Here is a 15,738-nt window from a genome sequence, read left to right on the forward strand (position 1 = left end):
GTATGCAATACCGGAAAAGGAATGGACGACTGCCCATGAAAAATCATTTTTGGACGAAGCTGCGATGCCAGGTAGGTATCTTTCTCATCGGAGGCGCGCTGTACAATCTCATCGAAATTCTGTGGCGGGGCTATACCCACTGGTCCATGTTCATCGTGGGCGGGCTGTGCTTTCAGCTCATCGGCTACATTCAGACCGCCCTGGTGAAGTGGGGACTGTTCCGCCGCTGCCTGCTCTGCTCCGCCGCCGTGACGGCCGTGGAGTTTTTCAGCGGCTGCCTGTTCAATCTCAAGTTGCACATGAACGTCTGGGACTACAGCGGGTTCCCGCTCAATATTATGGGCCAGGTGTGCCTGCTGTATTCCGTGCTGTGGGGGCTGCTGAGCATCGTGGCTATTCCGCTGTACCGCTTCTTTTTTTCTTGGCTGGAGACGGGGCGGATCCGCCGCCGTCCGGCGAAGGAGCAAGGCTGACCCTGGAGGGACAGGCGTCCTGCAAGGGGCAGGCGCCGCAGCGGGGCGAACGGGCCGAGCACACGTCCCGGCCAAACAGAACAAGGCGATGACAAAAGCTGTTGCTTTCCTCGGGAGGCAGCAGCTTTTTCAGCGCCATCTCCACCTTGTAGGGATCCTTGGAATCCACCAAGCCCAGCCGGCCGGCGATGCGGATGCAGTGGGTGTCGGCGACCACGGCGGGGCGGCCGTAGATGTCGCCCGCCACCAGATTGGCCGTTTTGCGGCCCACACCGGGGAGCTTAATGAGCTCCTCCACCGTGTCGGGAATCACCCCGTCGTACTCGTCTCGCAGCATGATGGCCAGGGCCACGATGTCCCGGGCTTTGGTTTTGTACAGGCCGCAGGAGCGGATGTATTCACCCACTTCCTCCGCAGAGGCCTCGGCAAAGGCCTCCAAGGTGGGGAAACGGGCGAAGAGAGCAGGGGTCACCATATTGACCCGTGCGTCGGTGCACTGGGCCGAAAGGCGGGTGGCGATGAGGAGCTGGAGAGGGTCGGTATAGGTGAGGGAACAGATGCCTTCCGGGTAGCGCTCCTTCAGCTTTTCGATGGCCAGAAGCGCCAATTCTTTCTTTTTCATGGCGATTTTTTCCCTTTCTTTCGCATTTTATCGTTGCAAACCGCTCTTCGCTTCGCACGAATTCGCGTTTTTTCGCTCATTTTCTACCGGGTTCAGTGTATCACGAAGTCCATTTCCTGTCAAACGGGAGGGATTGGCAGAAAGACGGGGTTTGCATAAAAGTGCATAAATATAAAAAAACGAGAAAAATGGAAAAAAGCGCGGGGAAGGGTTGCGCTCCCCGGTGGGAAGGTGGTAATATAGGAATATATTGTTTAAAAAAGGGGATAGCAACACATGTACGCAGATATGATGGATACCATCGGTTTTGTTAAAAACGCGGATCCGGAAGTCGGGCAGGCCATGGAGCGCGAGCTGCTCCGTCAGCGCCGGAATCTGGAGCTGATCGCTTCGGAAAATATCGTGTCCCCCGCGGTGATGGCGGCCATGGGCAGCGTCCTGACCAATAAATACGCCGAAGGGTATCCGGGCAAGCGCTATTATGGCGGCTGCCAGGAAGTAGATGTGGTGGAGAACATCGCGCGGGAACGGGCCTGCAAGCTGTTCGGCGCGGAGCATGCCAACGTCCAGCCCCATTCCGGCGCGCAGGCCAACCAGGCGGCGTATTTCGCCCTGCTGGAGACCGGCGACACAGTGCTGGGGATGAACCTGGCCCACGGCGGGCATCTGACCCACGGATCCCCGGTCAATTTCTCCGGCAAGCTGTACAACTTCGTCCCCTACGGCGTGGACGAGGAAACCGGCTATATCGACTATGACAAGGTGAAGGCGCTGGCGCTGGAGGTTCGCCCCAAGCTCATCGTGGCTGGCGCGTCCGCCTACTGCCGGGAAATCCGCTTCGATCTCCTGCGGGAAATCGCCGACGCCTGCGGCGCACTGCTGATGGTGGACATGGCCCACATCGCGGGACTGGTGGCCGCCGGCAACCACATGAACCCGGTACCCTACTGCGACGTGGTGACCACCACCACCCATAAGACCCTGCGGGGGCCCCGCGGCGGCATGATCCTGTGCAAGGAAGCCTACGCCAAAGCCATCGACAAGGCGGTGTTCCCCGGCTCCCAGGGCGGCCCGCTGATGCACGTCATCGCGGCCAAGGCCGTCTGCTTCGGCGAGGCCATGGCCCCGGAATTCAAAGCCTATCAGGATCAGATCGTCAAAAACGCCAAGGCGCTGGCCGACGGGCTGACCTCCCGGGGGCTCAAGCTGGTGTCCGGCGGCACGGACAACCATCTGATGCTGATGGACCTGAGGGAAACCGGCATCACCGGCAAGGAGCTGGAGCACCGGCTGGACGAGGTGTACATCACCGTCAACAAGAACACCATCCCCAACGAGCCGCTGTCTCCCTTCGTGACCAGCGGGATCCGCATTGGCACCCCGGCGGTGACCAGCCGGGGCCTGAAGGAAGCGGACATGGATCGCATCGCGGGCTTCATCGCCGACGTGGTGGCGGATTTCGAGGGCCGCGCCGACGCGGTGCGGGACGGCGTGTCCGCCCTGTGCGCCCAGTACCCGCTGTACTAAGCCATGGCGCTGTTTGCGGGAAGCCTGTACGCCGAGAGCCTGGGGATGAACACGGGAGTGACCGTGTCCCTCCCTGGGGAGCGGCGGGACAGGACGGGGGACATGCCCGTCCTCTATCTGCTCCACGGCCTGTCGGACGATCACACCTCCTGGGTGAGGCGCACGGACATCGACCGGTACGCGGAGGAATGGGGCGTGGCGGTGATCATGCCCGAGGTGCAGCGCAGCTTCTACTGCGACATGACGAACGGGCCGCGGTATTTCACCTATATCGTCGACGAGCTGCCGGCGCTCTGCCAGCGCCTGTTCCGGGTATCGGCCCGGCGGGAGGACAACTTCGTGGCCGGGCTGTCCATGGGCGGCTACGGCGCGATGAAGGCGGCGCTGTCCCGTCCGGAGCGGTACGCGGCGGCGGCCAGCTTTTCGGGCGCGGTGGATGTGGCCGCCCGGCTCGATTCCCACCCGGACATTTTCCAGGCAACCTGCGGCGGGACGCTGCGGGCGGAGGACGATCTCTTCCGGCTGGCAGAGAAGACGGCAGGGGAACGGCCACGGCTGTATATAAGCTGCGGGACCGAGGATTTCCTTCTGGAGGACAACCGGCGGTTTTCCGCCCATCTGGACGCGCTGGGATGGGATCATCCGCTGGAGATCTGGCCGGGAACCCATGATTACCATTTCTGGGATGAAAGCGTCCGACGGGCGCTGGCCTTCTTTTTCGAGGGCAGATAACGACGGTAAAGCGCGTAAAGCCTATAGGCTTTACGCGCTTTTGGATAAAGGAAAGGCGGGACACGAATGACGGCACCACTGGCCGACCGGATGCGGCCCGACACTCTGGATGATGTAGTGGGCCAACGGCATCTGCTTACGCAGGGGAAGGCCCTGCGCACCATCATCGATTCCGGGCGGATCCCCAATTTGGTTTTTTACGGCCCTTCGGGGGTGGGAAAGACCACGGTGGCCCGCATCATCGCACAGCGATCCGACATGCGTCTGCACAAGCTCAACGGCACCAACGCCTCCACAGCTGACATCAAGGCGGTGGTGGAGGAGCTGGACACCCTGGCGGGGATAAACGGCATTCTGCTGTACCTGGACGAGATCCAGTATTTCAACAAAAAGCAGCAGCAGAGCCTGTTGGAACATATTGAGAACGGGCGGATCACCCTCATTGCCTCCACCACCGAAAACCCGTATTTTTACGTGTACAACGCGGTACTCAGCCGCTCGACGGTGTTCGAGTTCAAGCCGGTGGAGCCGCCGGATGTGGAGCAGGCGGTGACAAGGGGGTTCGCTTTCCTGGAGGAGGAGCAGCAGGTTCCCATCCATCCGGAAAAAGGCGTGACCGCGCACATTGCGGCGGCCTGCGGAGGCGACGTGCGCAAGGCGCTCAACGCGGTGGAGCTCTGCGTGCTGGCCACCCCGCCCGCCGCCGACGGCGGGCGGAACGTCACTTTGGACACGGCCCGGCAGCTGGCACAGCGCAGCGCTATGAAATACGACCGGGAAGGGGACGAGCATTACGACATTCTCTCGGCCTACCAGAAGTCCATGCGGGGATCCGACCCGGACGCGGCGCTGCATTATCTGGCCCGGCTGCTGGAAGCGGGGGATCTGCCCTCCGCCTGCCGTCGGCTGCTGGTGACGGCCTGCGAGGACGTGGGGCTGGCCTATCCGATGATCATCCCCATTGTCAAGGCGGCGGTGGACGCGGCGATGCAGGTCGGCCTGCCCGAGGCGTGTATGCCTCTGTCGGATGCGGTGGTGCTGGTCAGCCTGGCCCCCAAATCCAACACGGCGCACAACGCGTATTTTGCCGCGCTGGCGGATGTGCAGGCGGGCAAGGCGGGGCCGATCCCCCGGCAGCTGCAAAACAAGCATTACGACGGGGAGGACGCGGCGGTGAAGGGGCAGCATTATCTTTATCCCCATGATTATCCAGGAAGCTGGGTAGACCAGCAGTATCTGCCCGACGCGTTGAGAAACGCCGCTTACTATGTCCCGGGGAATAACAAAAACGAGCAGGCCTATCAGGCCTACTGGGCGGCCGTGCGGGAAAAGTACGGAAAATAGCCGCGTATATTGGACGGCTACAGGAGGTCTTTACAGATGCGACAGGGAAACTCTTTGCGGGGATATATCCGCCAGGCGGTCAAGCGCGGGCGAGCCATGGGGGTGCAGCTGGATTTCAGCGAGGCCAGCGTGCAGGCGCTGGAGGGGATGCTCGAAAACCTTCACCGGGAGATGGCTCTGCCCTCCGAGGAGCAAATCCGGAGCGAGGCGCTGACCTTCGGGTGCTATCTGGGGGAGGCCATGCTGCGCGGCGGGCTGGCCGCCAAGGGATATGCCTGGGATTTGACGGAGGGCGAGCCCATTCTAAACAAAGAGGGCGGCTGGCAGATGGCGCCGGTCAGCAAGGTATACAAGCGGCTGCTGAACGGAGCGGAGGACAATGTATACAGCTTTTACACGGTGGGGTTGACCCTGGATGAGCAGGGGCGGTAGGCGATCATCGCTTCTAAAAGACGATGTCCGCGTCCTCCGTCAGGCTCAGCATCAGCCGGGCGCCGATCTTGATGCCGGAATAAAAGCCGACGCGCTGGCAGGCCTCGCTGTAGCTTTCGGCGGCTTCCAGGATGTCCTCGCTCCGCGCCATGTCCTGGAGCAGGGTTTCCAGCTCGCCGCGCGTCCGGCTGGTCAGTTCCTCCTCGGTTTCGTCATGCTCCAGCAGATACTGGCCGGGGGAGCCGCCGCATTGCAGGTAAACGCCAAGGAATTTGAGCTTGGCTCTTTCAAGAGCTTCGGCTTGATAGGACATGGTGGGTGCACTCCTTTACGAATTTTCGCAGAGGCGGTTTTTACAGGCCCCTCGGCTTATAAGTATATGGCTAGTACCAAAAAAATCAATGGTCGAAGATTGGCGGAATAAGGATAATGCCGGGAGCGTACAACTCTTGGATTTATGAAATAAACTGCAGATTGGTCAGATGAAACCGTCAGATTGTCTATGAATTTTTTGTTAATTATGGTTTTGTCGGGGGTTGCGTTGGTATGCGGGGGATGAACCCCGCGGGCTATTCGCGGCTGTGAGCCGCCCCGCACCCCATCTTTCTTTTTCGTGCGTGAAAAAGAAAGATGGGGGAGAAAGAAAAAGCCTTATGCAACCTTTCCGGCGGCGTGAAAATAATTCACAGCCTCGCAACACCCCCTGTGTCGCTGCGGGCTTCGGCCCCTTACAAGAAAAATAGAAACTTTTAGCGCTCGTGTCGCCACAGGTACGCCCGCTAATAATCATGCGGATGCAACGTTCTGCTTTCTGCCAGCCCCGCCTCGCCTGTGCGTAGCCACACGTTGCGGAAAGTCGGGCGACCGACTGTCTTGAGGCTGCGCTGCATAGGGAGAACCAAGAGACAAGGGGGGATGCTCTGCCTCTGCCGGTCTCGTCGGCTTAGACCGCCGAGCCCATACGGGGATCCGTAGAAGGTAGCCGCAAGCGGGTGTTTATCCGGGCTCGATTGATAGGGCTCGCCGTCTTAAGACGGGGAGACCACACTCGATTGTACAATTTGGGCGATCGCCCAAGTATACTACGCGCGTCAGCGCGCCCGTAGCGCGGGAAAAGGACACGCGTTCCGGTTGATAGGCGCTGTTGCGAACTATAGTGCCGAATATTTTTCAGGATTTATTTCCTACATGGGGGGGTGAAGAACGGGGCGTAGCCTCGTTCTTCCAGTGGGGGGTTCCCCCACGGCGAGCGCACACGCTGATTGATAGGACAAAAAAATTCGACGTGTTCTTTTCCTGCGCGTCTGTTGGCCATGTTTTTTCTTTTCTCCCCCATCTTTTCTTTTTCTAGAAAAGGAAAAGAGGGGGTGCGGGCGGCTCACAGCCGCGAGAGGAGTACGGGGTTCTGCCCCGCATACCTACGCTAAGCCCGATAGGGTTATATTGCCCTTCGGTCAATCGGGGAACCCCCGGCGAGGGTTCCCCGCCGTAAAAAGCCCCTCCTGCGCTTTTTTGAGGGGGAGGGATTCCGCGTCCTGCGTGACGCGGCGGGGGCGCTGCCCCTCGACCCCGCCGCCTTTTGCAGGAAAGGCAGGAGAGTGGCTGCGCCACTCTCCGCGAAAACTTTTTGGAGGAACCTTCTTTGACTATTATTCTTTGCGCGATTCATTCCCAATACATCCATTCCGCGCTGGCGCCGTGGTATCTCAAGGCGGCGGCGGAGGCATGGTGCCGCTCCGCGCCGGAGGTACGGGTGCTGGAAGGGACCATCAACCAGCCGGAGGAGGAGCTGCTTCGGCTGCTGCTGGAAAGGCCGGCCGATGTGCTGGCCTTTTCGTGCTATATCTGGAACTGGGCGGTCATCCGGCAGCTGCTGCCCCGGGTGGCGGAGCGCGCGCCGGAAACGCGCATTTTACTGGGCGGACCGGAGGCGAGCTTCCGGGCGGCGGAAATCCTGCGGGATTTCCCCATGGTGACGGCGGTACAGGTGGGCGAGGGGGAGCGCGGCTTTGCCCGGATTCTCGACCGGCTGGCGGCGGGCGAGGCGCTCACAGGGATCCCGGGGGTATATAGCCGTGCCGCGAACGGGGAGATAGAGGCTTGTCCGGCCGAAGGGATTACGGAGGATCCGCCCTCTCCTTATGGTCCCGCCTATCTGGCGGCGCTGCGGGGACGGATCGCCTATCTGGAAACCTCCCGGGGATGTCCGTTTTCCTGCGCGTTCTGCTTGTCGGGGCGGCACGAGGGGGTACGTTTTTTTGAACTAAACCGGGCCAAACGGGAGCTGCTGCTGTTGGCGGGGGCGGGGACGAAGACCGTCAAGCTGGTGGATCGCACCTTCAACTGCCAGGCGGAACGGGCCTTCGATTTGTTCCGCTTTCTCATCGAACAGGCGAAAAACGCCGCCATTCCCGGCGGCGTCTGCTTCCACTTTGAGGTAGGGGCGGATCTCTTCGACGATCGGACGCTCGATCTGCTGGCCACGGCCCCGGCGGGGCTGTTCCAGATGGAAGCGGGGCTGCAGAGTTTCCACGAGCCGACGCTGCGGGCGGTCAGCCGGAAGACCGACCTCGACAAGCTGTGCCGCAACCTGAAGCGGCTGCTGCGGCCGGGAAACATCCATATACATATCGATCTCATTGCCGGGCTGCCCTACGAGGACTTGGAAACCTTCGCGGGCAGCTTCAACCGCGCTTACGGGCTGCGGCCGCACATGCTGCAGCTGGGATTTCTCAAGCTGCTGCACGGCTCCCGGCTGCGGCGGCAGGCGGAGGAACTGGGGCTCGATTACCGGAAAGATCCGCCGTATACGTTCATCCGCAGCCGGTGGCTGGACGAGGCGGACACAGCCCGGCTGAGCCGGCTGGAGGACGTGCTGGAGCGGCTGCACAACAGCGGGCGGTTCCGCCTGACGCTGGCGTATGCGCTGCGGGCGGCGGAGACGACGCCCTTCGCCCTGCTGGACACGCTGGCCGACGGGCTGATCCAGCGGGGGATCCGGCCGGAGGGGATGAGCCTGGACGCTTACACGGCGGCGATTTTCGAGGAACTGGCGGCCTTACCGGGGATCGACCGGGGGCGGCTGCGGGACATAATGGTCTGCGACCGGCTGGCGGCGGTGCGGGGCGGGCTGCTGCCGCCCTGCCTTCAGGTAACGGACAAGGCGCTGGGGTGGCTGAAGCGCCGGTTGGCGGAGGCGGAGCCCGCCGGAGGACAGCGGGGCGCGGCCATCCTTTACAGCTTCGGCGGCCGGGCGGTCGTGGTGCGGTACGACGCGCCGGATCCGGTCACCAATCGGTACGCGCTGCGGCCGGTTCCTCCGGCACTTCTGGAGGCTCCCGCCGACGGGAGGGGCGGAGATGCCGCAAATCTTCCCGGGTGATGCAGCCCAGCAGGGGGAGCAGCAAGCAGTAGAGGCCGGCGGCCAGCACGCCGCCGATGATGAGGATCCAAATCCTCGGCAGGGTGTGCAGGGGCGTGGCTTTGATCAGCAGGAGAACCGAGGCAGCGCCGGTGCACATGGCCAGGACGGGCTTTAGGATCCAGGTGCTCCATTTCAGCTTCATGCCGGTGACGGACAACAGGCGGTGGGTATTGAGGAAGCAGGTGAGCAGGTTGCTGAGCACCATAATGAACAGAAAGCCTTCCATCCCCCGGGAGGGAACCAGGAAGAGGATGAGCACGATGCGGGAGCTGGAGTCCAGCAGCATGTATTTCAGGGAACTGACCTGCTGGTTGAGGCCCTTGAGCATGCCGTCCACCACGCTTTCCACGTACATGATGGGCATCAGGGGGGCCAGCACCAGCAGCAGGAAGCCGACCTCCTCGCTGTTGTAAATCACGAGGCCCAGTTCCCGGGCGAACATGGTGAACAGGCCGCTGAGCAGGATAGAGGACAGGAGGGTGATCTGGAGGGTCAGGCCCACGGCCCGGTTGACCTTTTTCTGCTGATGGAGGGCGGAGGCCTCGGAGATTTCGGGGATCAGCAGGGTGGACAGGGAATTGAGAAAGGACGAGGGAAAAAACAGCAGGGGCATGGCCATGCCTTTGAGAGCCCCGAAGGAGGACAGGGCCTTTTCCTTCGAACCGCTGTATTTGGTCAGGGTGCTGGGCACCAGGATGTTTTCAATGGTGCGCAGGATGGTGTTCAGGTATCGGCCGGCGGTGATGGGGGCGGCGATGGCCAGCAGGCGGTAGAGCACGCCGTGGCGCTGCTTCACCGGAGGCGACGGGGGGATTTTCACCTTGCGGCGGTCATGGAAATACCCGGCGGCCAGGTACAGGCAGGAGGCGATTTCCGCCAGGGTATCGCCCAGCATGACGGCCACGCAGGCGAAGGTCAGGCCGAGGACGGCGAAGCGATCGATGAGAAACACCACCACCCCGATGCGCACGATCTGCTCGAAAATCTGAGCGCGGGAGGGGGAGGCGGCTTTCCGGCGGGCGATGAAGTAGCCGCGCAGGCAGGAGGATACCCCCATGGAGGGCAGGGAGAAGCAGAGTACCTTGAGGGCGGGAACGGCCCGCAAATCCTTGAGCCAGTACCGGCTGATGGGATCGGCGCCGAAAAAGATGAGGAGGGCGGACACGACGCCGATGAGGACGCTGAGGACGATGGCCTTGCGCAGAACGGCGTTCACCGATTTCTTGGTACCGGTGACCAGCTCGTCGGTGACCAGGCGGGTGACGGCGGTACAGATACCGGAGGTGGCGAAGGTGCTGCCCAGCACATAGATGGAAAAAATCAGCTGGTAAAGGCCCATGCCCTCCGCGCCGATTTTGTTGGACATATACACCCGGAAAAACATGCCGATGGTGCGCAGCAGCAGCGCGGTGGCGGTCATGATAAAGGCGTTTTTGATAAAGGTGGATTTCTTCAATGTAACACTCCCCGTCCGAACAATGCGCGCTTTGCTCTATATATATGGAGAAAGCGGGACAGATTATGACAAGCCGTTGGGGAGCGGAAAAAGACCCGGGATTTCGGTGCGCACCTTTTAAGAAGAAATGGCTCAGTGGAACTTGTTCCACTGAGCCATTTCTTGCAAAGCGGCGGAACCCGGCTTGGATTCTCCGCTAATGGCGCGCCGCTTTTCCCCGGGTCTTTTTCTAAATCGCGTATTTATCCAGGGTCTTTTTGATGTTGGGGCGCTGGACGGAGAGAGGAGGGGATTCCGGCAGGGGAACCGGGGCGGGAGCCGGGATGGCCGGCTGCGGAATCGGCGCGGGGGCCGGCGCGCAGGCGGGAGGAGGCGCGATGGGCACCGGCCGGGGAGAGGGGACGGGCGCGCTGAACAGTGGCTCCGCCGGACGGGCGGGGGCGTTCGGCTCGGCGACGGAACGGGAACGCTCATGGAAGGAAGCGTTCTCCTCCTCGAAGCGGGCCAGCAGGGCCTGCCGCCAGCGTTCCACATCCTCAAAGGACTGGGGAATCGATTCCGCCTGGCGCAGGAAGAGGTCGGTCTGCTCCAGCGCTTGCTGCAAGGTTTGCTGCAGGGCCGGCAGGACGCTGCCCAGCTGGGCGCGGGCGGCCTCCAAATTTTGCAGGACGCGGGCAGTCTCTTCCCGGGAGGCGGCGGCTTGCGAGGAGAGGCGCAGGGCGAAGGCGTCGGTTTCCTCTCCGGCCATCCGCACGATATTGCCGGCGCTTTCACAGGCCATGCCGTAGATCTTGGAAATGGCGGGCAGATAGGGCGCGTAGGCGGATTTCGCCTGGCGGGCTTCCTCGGCCTCCTGCCGGAGCTGTTCCGCCTGAAGGCGGAGCGTATCGTTCAGGCTGCGCAGCTCGTCCAGCTCCCGGGTCAGGGAGGCGGTTTCGGCTTGCTGTTTATCCAGCTGCTCCCGCAGGTGCTTGGCGTCGTCTCGGGCGGCCTGCAGTTCCTTATCCAGGGCGGCGGCTTTCACCCGCCACTCGGCGGACTGGGCTTCCATGGCCTGATAATCGGCCAGAGGCACTTTTTTCATCGTCATCCCGCTTTCCAAAATGATGCTTTCAGTATACGGCGCGGGGAGGCGGATTGTCAAGGAATTCATCCCTCTTCAGCCGTCACAGCCTCCATAAACAGGCGCAGAGGCGGGGTGATGGTTTTATCCCGATGAACCACCAGTTGATTTTGGTTGCGCAGGGTCAGCCCCTCCACCTCCAGGCGGACAAGGCGGCCGGCGGCGACGTCGGCTTCCGTCAGGCAGGCGGGGAGGACGGCGACGCCGAGCCCTTCCCGGGCAGCGGCGGCCAGGGCGGGGGAGTTGACGCTCGTCCAGGCGGGCTCGGCGCAGCGGTCGCGCAGGAGCAGGGCGCTGTCGAAGGCGTCGCGAATGGCGCTGCCCGGCTCCCGCAGGAGAAGCTCCGCCGTCAGCAGGTCGTCCAGGGAGAGGGGGCTGCGGGTGGCCAGGGGATGAGACGGGGCGCAGAAGGCAGCCATGTCGTAGGAGGAGAAGGGCTGCCGGATGAGGTGCGGGTGACGGACGACGCCTTCGATAAGGGCGACGTCCAGCTCGCTGTTCAGCAGGGCTTCCTCGATCCGGCCGGCCTGATCCACCGTCACCCGGACAGAGGGAAAGCCATCCAGGCGGCGGCAGCGGCGCAGAATGGTGGGGAGATGAAAGTTGGCGATAGTGATGCCGGAGCCGATGCGTAGGGGTGCCTGCCCGGTCAGGGCGGGAAAGCCGGCGGACAGCTCCTCGTGCAGCTCGAGGATTTGGCGAGCCTTTTCCAAGAAAATTCGGCCCGCTTCAGTCAGGTAAATCCGTCGGGAAATCCGGTCGAACAGGGGGCAGCCCGCTTCCTTTTCCAGCTCGGCGATAACGTGGGACACGGCGGGCTGGGTCATATACAGGCTCTGGGCGGCGCGGGTGAAGCCGCCCTGCTCGCAGACGGCGCGGAACACTTCCAGCTGGCGCAGGTTCATGACGCTCTCCTATTCATGATAAAATACTAATCCATTCTATAAAATAATAGCATTTTATTTATGGATTGGCAACCGATATACTGGAGGGAGAACGGAGGGATAGGGCGTGAAAGACGATCACAAGGCGGGACGGGATGGCACGGCGAAGCGGATGCTTTGGCTGTTCGGTGTGAATCTGTACATCAGCGCGTTCACCTTTGGCGGCGGGTATGTGGTGCTGCCCATGGTGCGCAAGGCGTTTGTGGAAAAAAAGGGGCTGTTCAGCGAGGAGGAGCTGCTGGACATGGCGGCCATCGCCCAGTCCTCACCGGGGGCCATCGCGGTGAACCTGGCGGTGCTGGCGGGGTATCGGACGGCGGGAATGCCGGGGGCGGTGCTCAGCTGCGTGGCGGCGGTGCTGCCGCCGCTGGGCATTCTGGCGGCGGTGGCGGCGTGCTACGCGGCGTTCCGGGCCAATCGGGTGATCGCCGCCGTGCTCAAGGGGATGGAGGCCGGGGTGGCGGCGCTGGTGGCAGACGTGGTGGTGGACATGAGCCGGGCGGTGTTCCGGCAGAAGGAGCCGCTGACCATCGCCATCGTGCCGCTGACCTTCATCGCCTGCACCCTGCTGCAGGCGCCGGTGCTGCCGGTGCTGGCGGCCGGGGCGGGCATTTGCTTTATGCGGGGCTGGATACAAGGGGGGAAGCGGAGATGACGGCGGGGATTGGCGAGCTGTTTTGGGAGTTTTTGCAAATCGGGCTGTGCAGTATCGGCGGGGGATACGCTACCATCCCGCTGATTCAGGCGCAGGTGGTGGAGGGGCGGCACTGGCTGACGCTGCAGGAGTTCACCGACATTCTGACCATTTCCCAGATGACGCCCGGGCCGCTGGCGGTCAATGTCTCCACCTTTGTGGGGCTGCGGACGGCGGGGATACCGGGGGCGATAGCGGCCACGGCGGGATGTGTACTGTGCGGATGTGTGATCGCGCTGCTGCTTTTCGGGGTGTTCCGGCGGTACGGGCAGTCGCCAGGGATGGTACAGGCGCTGGGCGGACTGCGGGCCGCATCGGCTGGGCTGATCGCGTCGGCGGCCGCTTCGATCGTGATGCTGTCGATCTGGCTGCCGACGGGCGGGATCGAATGGAGGGGGCTGTGCCTACTGACGCTCATGCTGACCTGGCTGCGGTTGGGCAAGCCTCATCCCATGCTGGTGATGCTGTTCAGCGGCGGGGCAGGCGTGCTGCTATACGGGATATAGAGCAACCGAAACGAACGAAAAATGTCAGCGGGAATTGGTTGTCATACGGCGGCATTCTGGTATACTAGGATTGAACGGGGTGTGAAAAGTATGAAAGAAACCACAAGCCCACTGGCGGCCAACCTGGCCGGGTTGCGGAAATGCCACCAGTATTCCCAAGAGGAGGTGGCGGAGAAAATCGGCGTGACCCGGCAGGCGGTGGCCAAATGGGAAAGCGGGGGTTCACTTAGATAAAGATACCACATCAATCCCACGCTGACTTTTGCTCAACCGATACAGCCGGAGGGCTGGATAACAAGAAAAGGCGGTATGCGCCCCGTGGAGGGGTAGCGTACCGCCTTTTCTTGTGGGGGTTTCCAAAGGGGGCAACGCCCCCATTTGGCACACGACTTTGCGAAGCAAAGTGTAGTGTGTTATACGCTCTGTCGGCGTTGCCGTGAAAATGCCGTTGCCGCCGGGGAGGGCAAGGGCATTTGAAGCGGCAGGAAAACAGGGCTGTGCTTGCGTGGCGTAGAGCCGTAAGCACAGGTCTGGTTTCAACAGCAGACTGGGCGTATATGAAAGCCCCCGTCCCTCGTCCTACGCTCCGACTTGTGGACAAAGTGTCCCGAAGTTGTGGCCACACTCCCGGAAAAGTAGCAGGACAGCGGGCAACCGTCAAGGCTGAAATGAACGGGGTTACACCCGGCCTTGACCGCCGCCCGCCGTCCCACTGAATGGGTGGACAAGGCGGCCAATCCCTCAAAGTGCTTGTCCGCGCTCTTTCTGATTTTGAGGTATTCAGTTTTTCAAAATTGAATAATCAAAATAAATTTTTTCGATTGAAAAAATTTTATTTGTTATCATCTTCAATGCCATATTTTTTCTTTTGCCGAATCACATAATTACTGATTTTTTCATCATATAGTGGATACTGGTAATCCAACTGGCATGCCACTTCTGACGAAACCTCCCGGAACAATGCCATACATTGTTCAAAGGATTCCCACATATGGGGATAGGAATCCATATTATAAGTGGACATAAGTCGTTCCCACAATTCCTCTGGGACATATTGCTTCATAAATTTATAGTTTTTTCCCAAACTGAAATGAAATCCCTGTTTGATACCAATCAGCCAGGAAATCATGCGAAGCAATTCTTTTCGTACTATATCATTCATATGGTCAATAGCAAAAAGAATTTCTTTGCGGCATAAGCCCTTTACTACATATGTTGTAGTATTCCAAAATTCATTACAGCAATCGTCAAACATTCTTTGAGTAGGCTTCTGCAAGTGGTAGTCTATATCCGTTGGTATTGGCGGCTTTACGATACGGTTGTCTTTATCCAACAGTAACTTTACCAGTTTATCCCATGTAAAATACTCGTCTATCAGTTCCAGCGGCAGCAAAGTTAAATCTATCTTAACATCATCAGTAAACAGCATTAAATATGAAAATCCCTTTTCTACAGCTGGAAATAATTCCATATCTTCCGGCTTTTGCAGAATCAACCTTTCACCAAATATATCTAGCCATTTATCATCACTTGTGAAGCTGTCCATATCCGTAACAAAAAAAGTAATATCAAAATCCTGAAAATCATCAGGCGGAATATTTGTATTTGTTCTAGATCCTTCCAAAGTAACCATGCGAATGCGTTTGTCTGTTTTTGCAAAATTCAAAACAATATCATAAACTTCCTTTTCTGATCTCATTTTTATCTCCTCCAATTATTGAAATAGGTGTGAAGCCATTTTAGGGCTTTCCCGCCTTGATTACCCTTTAGCAAAGACGGGCGGGACTGTCAACGGCGGCGCATGAAATGCGCCGTTCATCTTGACCGTTGACTGGCTCGGCTGGCTTTGCTATCTCTCGATAAATTGTACCGAAATATTGAATTATTCTGGTACATACAAATAGCAACCTTTCACATGGTCATTTACAATTCCGATTGCCTGCATATACGCATATATAATCGTGCTGCCTACAAACTTAAAGCCTCGTTTTTTTAAGTCCTTACTGATTCTATCTGAAAGTGGCGTTGTTGCAGGAATGTCCGCTTCCGATTTGAAATGATTATGAATCGGTCTATTCTTAACATAAGACCAAATAAACTTATCAAAACTTCCGTATTCTTCTTGGATTTTGATAAATTGCTGTGCGTTTGTGATTGTTGACTTAATTTTTAATCTATTGCGAACAATATTGGGATTTTGCATTAACTCATCAATTTTAGTTTCGTCATAGAGAGCAATTTTTTGATAATCAAACTCGTTGAAGGCTTCCTTAAATGCAGCTCTTTTATTTAATATCGTCAGCCATGATAATCCGGCTTGCATACCTTCAAGAACCAACATTTCAAATAGTTTTCTATCATCATGAACGGGCTTTCCCCATTCCTCATCATGGTATTCTTTATAGAGTTCTGTGGTTGCCCACGAACATCTTTCTCTATCGTCTTTCTTCATGGTATCCTC

General features: G+C 59.3%; 16 protein-coding genes. 9 read left to right on the forward strand and 7 right to left on the reverse strand.

The genetic code is table 11. The annotated features are described in order from the left end of the window. Positions 1–35: 35 nt before the first annotated feature. Positions 36–473 (forward strand): putative ABC transporter permease, encoded by a 438-nt coding sequence (locus ACSAMM_RS04835; RefSeq protein WP_457790148.1) that lies wholly within the window; start codon positions 36–38, stop codon positions 471–473. Here the strand turns inward: ACSAMM_RS04835 and nth are convergent. Next, entirely contained in the window at positions 394–1,095 is a 702-nt protein-coding gene (nth, locus tag ACSAMM_RS04840; RefSeq protein WP_457790150.1) for an endonuclease III, read from the reverse strand. The genes ACSAMM_RS04835 and nth overlap by 80 nt on opposite strands. 276 nt (positions 1,096–1,371) lie before the next feature. On the opposite strand from nth, the gene ACSAMM_RS04845 reads away from it, so the two are divergent. The 4 genes from ACSAMM_RS04845 to ACSAMM_RS04860 all read left to right on the forward strand — a co-directional run bounded on the left by ACSAMM_RS04845 (position 1,372) and on the right by ACSAMM_RS04860 (position 5,130). Further along, positions 1,372–2,622 carry a serine hydroxymethyltransferase gene (locus tag ACSAMM_RS04845; protein WP_178724088.1) on the forward strand — a complete coding sequence of 417 codons (1,251 nt, stop codon included), beginning with the start codon at positions 1,372–1,374 and terminating at the stop codon, positions 2,620–2,622. Between the two features lie 3 nt (positions 2,623–2,625). Continuing rightward, a complete protein-coding gene (locus tag ACSAMM_RS04850; protein ID WP_178724086.1) occupies positions 2,626–3,354 on the forward strand; it encodes an alpha/beta hydrolase-fold protein in 729 nt (242 codons plus the stop codon). 66 nt (positions 3,355–3,420) lie between these two features. Then, on the forward strand, positions 3,421–4,698 hold the full coding sequence (locus ACSAMM_RS04855; protein ID WP_457790152.1) for a replication-associated recombination protein A: 1,278 nt from the start codon (positions 3,421–3,423) through the stop codon (positions 4,696–4,698). A gap of 36 nt (positions 4,699–4,734) precedes the next feature. Further along, complete coding sequence (locus ACSAMM_RS04860) at positions 4,735–5,130, forward strand: hypothetical protein (RefSeq protein WP_457790154.1); 396 nt, start codon at positions 4,735–4,737, stop codon at positions 5,128–5,130. Between the two features lie 13 nt (positions 5,131–5,143). Here ACSAMM_RS04860 and ACSAMM_RS04865 read toward each other — a convergent pair whose 3' ends face one another. Further along, positions 5,144–5,443 carry a hypothetical protein gene (locus ACSAMM_RS04865; RefSeq protein ID WP_457790156.1) on the reverse strand — a complete coding sequence of 100 codons (300 nt, stop codon included), beginning with the start codon at positions 5,441–5,443 and terminating at the stop codon, positions 5,144–5,146. Between the two features lie 1,329 nt (positions 5,444–6,772). On the opposite strand from ACSAMM_RS04865, the gene ACSAMM_RS04870 reads away from it, so the two are divergent. Continuing rightward, positions 6,773–8,512: a DUF4080 domain-containing protein gene (locus ACSAMM_RS04870; protein ID WP_457790157.1), complete on the forward strand. Its 1,740-nt coding sequence runs from the start codon at positions 6,773–6,775 to the stop codon at positions 8,510–8,512. Here ACSAMM_RS04870 and ACSAMM_RS04875 read toward each other — a convergent pair. The 3 genes from ACSAMM_RS04875 to ACSAMM_RS04885 all read right to left on the reverse strand — a co-directional run bounded on the left by ACSAMM_RS04875 (position 8,418) and on the right by ACSAMM_RS04885 (position 12,038). Further along, positions 8,418–10,010: a putative polysaccharide biosynthesis protein gene (locus tag ACSAMM_RS04875; RefSeq protein WP_457790159.1), complete on the reverse strand. Its 1,593-nt coding sequence runs from the start codon at positions 10,008–10,010 to the stop codon at positions 8,418–8,420. The genes ACSAMM_RS04870 and ACSAMM_RS04875 overlap by 95 nt on opposite strands. Before the next feature lie 229 nt (positions 10,011–10,239). Further along, positions 10,240–11,094, reverse strand: a complete 855-nt coding sequence (locus tag ACSAMM_RS04880) for a hypothetical protein (RefSeq protein WP_457790161.1) — start codon at positions 11,092–11,094, stop codon at positions 10,240–10,242. 65 nt (positions 11,095–11,159) lie between these two features. Then, on the reverse strand, positions 11,160–12,038 hold the full coding sequence (locus ACSAMM_RS04885; RefSeq protein WP_457790163.1) for a LysR family transcriptional regulator: 879 nt from the start codon (positions 12,036–12,038) through the stop codon (positions 11,160–11,162). Positions 12,039–12,144: 106 nt separating this feature from the next. Between ACSAMM_RS04885 and ACSAMM_RS04890 the strand changes: the two genes are divergently transcribed. The 3 genes from ACSAMM_RS04890 to ACSAMM_RS04900 all read left to right on the forward strand — a co-directional run bounded on the left by ACSAMM_RS04890 (position 12,145) and on the right by ACSAMM_RS04900 (position 13,511). Next, positions 12,145–12,732 carry a chromate transporter gene (locus tag ACSAMM_RS04890; RefSeq protein WP_457790164.1) on the forward strand — a complete coding sequence of 196 codons (588 nt, stop codon included), beginning with the start codon at positions 12,145–12,147 and terminating at the stop codon, positions 12,730–12,732. Continuing rightward, a complete protein-coding gene (locus ACSAMM_RS04895; RefSeq protein WP_457790166.1) occupies positions 12,729–13,277 on the forward strand; it encodes a chromate transporter in 549 nt (182 codons plus the stop codon). Before ACSAMM_RS04890 ends, ACSAMM_RS04895 begins: the two co-directional genes overlap by 4 nt. Positions 13,278–13,367: 90 nt before the next feature. Next, positions 13,368–13,511, forward strand: a complete 144-nt coding sequence (locus ACSAMM_RS04900) for a helix-turn-helix transcriptional regulator (RefSeq protein ID WP_457790168.1) — start codon at positions 13,368–13,370, stop codon at positions 13,509–13,511. Positions 13,512–14,109: 598 nt separating this feature from the next. Here the strand turns inward: ACSAMM_RS04900 and ACSAMM_RS04905 are convergent. Next, positions 14,110–14,976, reverse strand: coding sequence for an aminoglycoside 6-adenylyltransferase AadE (locus ACSAMM_RS04905; protein ID WP_001255868.1), 867 nt, complete (start codon positions 14,974–14,976; stop codon positions 14,110–14,112). Positions 14,977–15,159: 183 nt separating this feature from the next. Further along, complete coding sequence (locus ACSAMM_RS04910; protein WP_005934810.1) at positions 15,160–15,729, reverse strand: DNA-3-methyladenine glycosylase I; 570 nt, start codon at positions 15,727–15,729, stop codon at positions 15,160–15,162. Between the last annotated feature and the right edge of the window lie 9 nt (positions 15,730–15,738).

The sequence above is a fragment of the Anaeromassilibacillus sp. SJQ-5 genome (genome assembly GCF_054108045.1).

What these genes read in the sequence shown, in the direction of transcription:
- ACSAMM_RS04910 (WP_005934810.1), bottom strand. Translation starts at nt 15,729, where the DNA reads ATGAAGAAAGACGATAGAGAAAGATGTTCGTGGGCAACCACAGAACTC.
- ACSAMM_RS04880 (WP_457790161.1), bottom strand. Translation starts at nt 11,094, where the DNA reads ATGAAAAAAGTGCCTCTGGCCGATTATCAGGCCATGGAAGCCCAGTCC.
- ACSAMM_RS04895 (WP_457790166.1), top strand. Translation starts at nt 12,729, where the DNA reads ATGACGGCGGGGATTGGCGAGCTGTTTTGGGAGTTTTTGCAAATCGGG.
- ACSAMM_RS04885 (WP_457790163.1), bottom strand. Translation starts at nt 12,038, where the DNA reads ATGAACCTGCGCCAGCTGGAAGTGTTCCGCGCCGTCTGCGAGCAGGGC.
- ACSAMM_RS04850 (WP_178724086.1), top strand. Translation starts at nt 2,626, where the DNA reads ATGGCGCTGTTTGCGGGAAGCCTGTACGCCGAGAGCCTGGGGATGAAC.
- ACSAMM_RS04835 (WP_457790148.1), top strand. Translation starts at nt 36, where the DNA reads ATGAAAAATCATTTTTGGACGAAGCTGCGATGCCAGGTAGGTATCTTT.
- ACSAMM_RS04860 (WP_457790154.1), top strand. Translation starts at nt 4,735, where the DNA reads ATGCGACAGGGAAACTCTTTGCGGGGATATATCCGCCAGGCGGTCAAG.
- ACSAMM_RS04905 (WP_001255868.1), bottom strand. Translation starts at nt 14,976, where the DNA reads ATGAGATCAGAAAAGGAAGTTTATGATATTGTTTTGAATTTTGCAAAA.
- ACSAMM_RS04865 (WP_457790156.1), bottom strand. Translation starts at nt 5,443, where the DNA reads ATGTCCTATCAAGCCGAAGCTCTTGAAAGAGCCAAGCTCAAATTCCTT.
- ACSAMM_RS04900 (WP_457790168.1), top strand. Translation starts at nt 13,368, where the DNA reads ATGAAAGAAACCACAAGCCCACTGGCGGCCAACCTGGCCGGGTTGCGG.
- ACSAMM_RS04855 (WP_457790152.1), top strand. Translation starts at nt 3,421, where the DNA reads ATGACGGCACCACTGGCCGACCGGATGCGGCCCGACACTCTGGATGAT.
- nth (WP_457790150.1), bottom strand. Translation starts at nt 1,095, where the DNA reads ATGAAAAAGAAAGAATTGGCGCTTCTGGCCATCGAAAAGCTGAAGGAG.
- ACSAMM_RS04845 (WP_178724088.1), top strand. Translation starts at nt 1,372, where the DNA reads ATGTACGCAGATATGATGGATACCATCGGTTTTGTTAAAAACGCGGAT.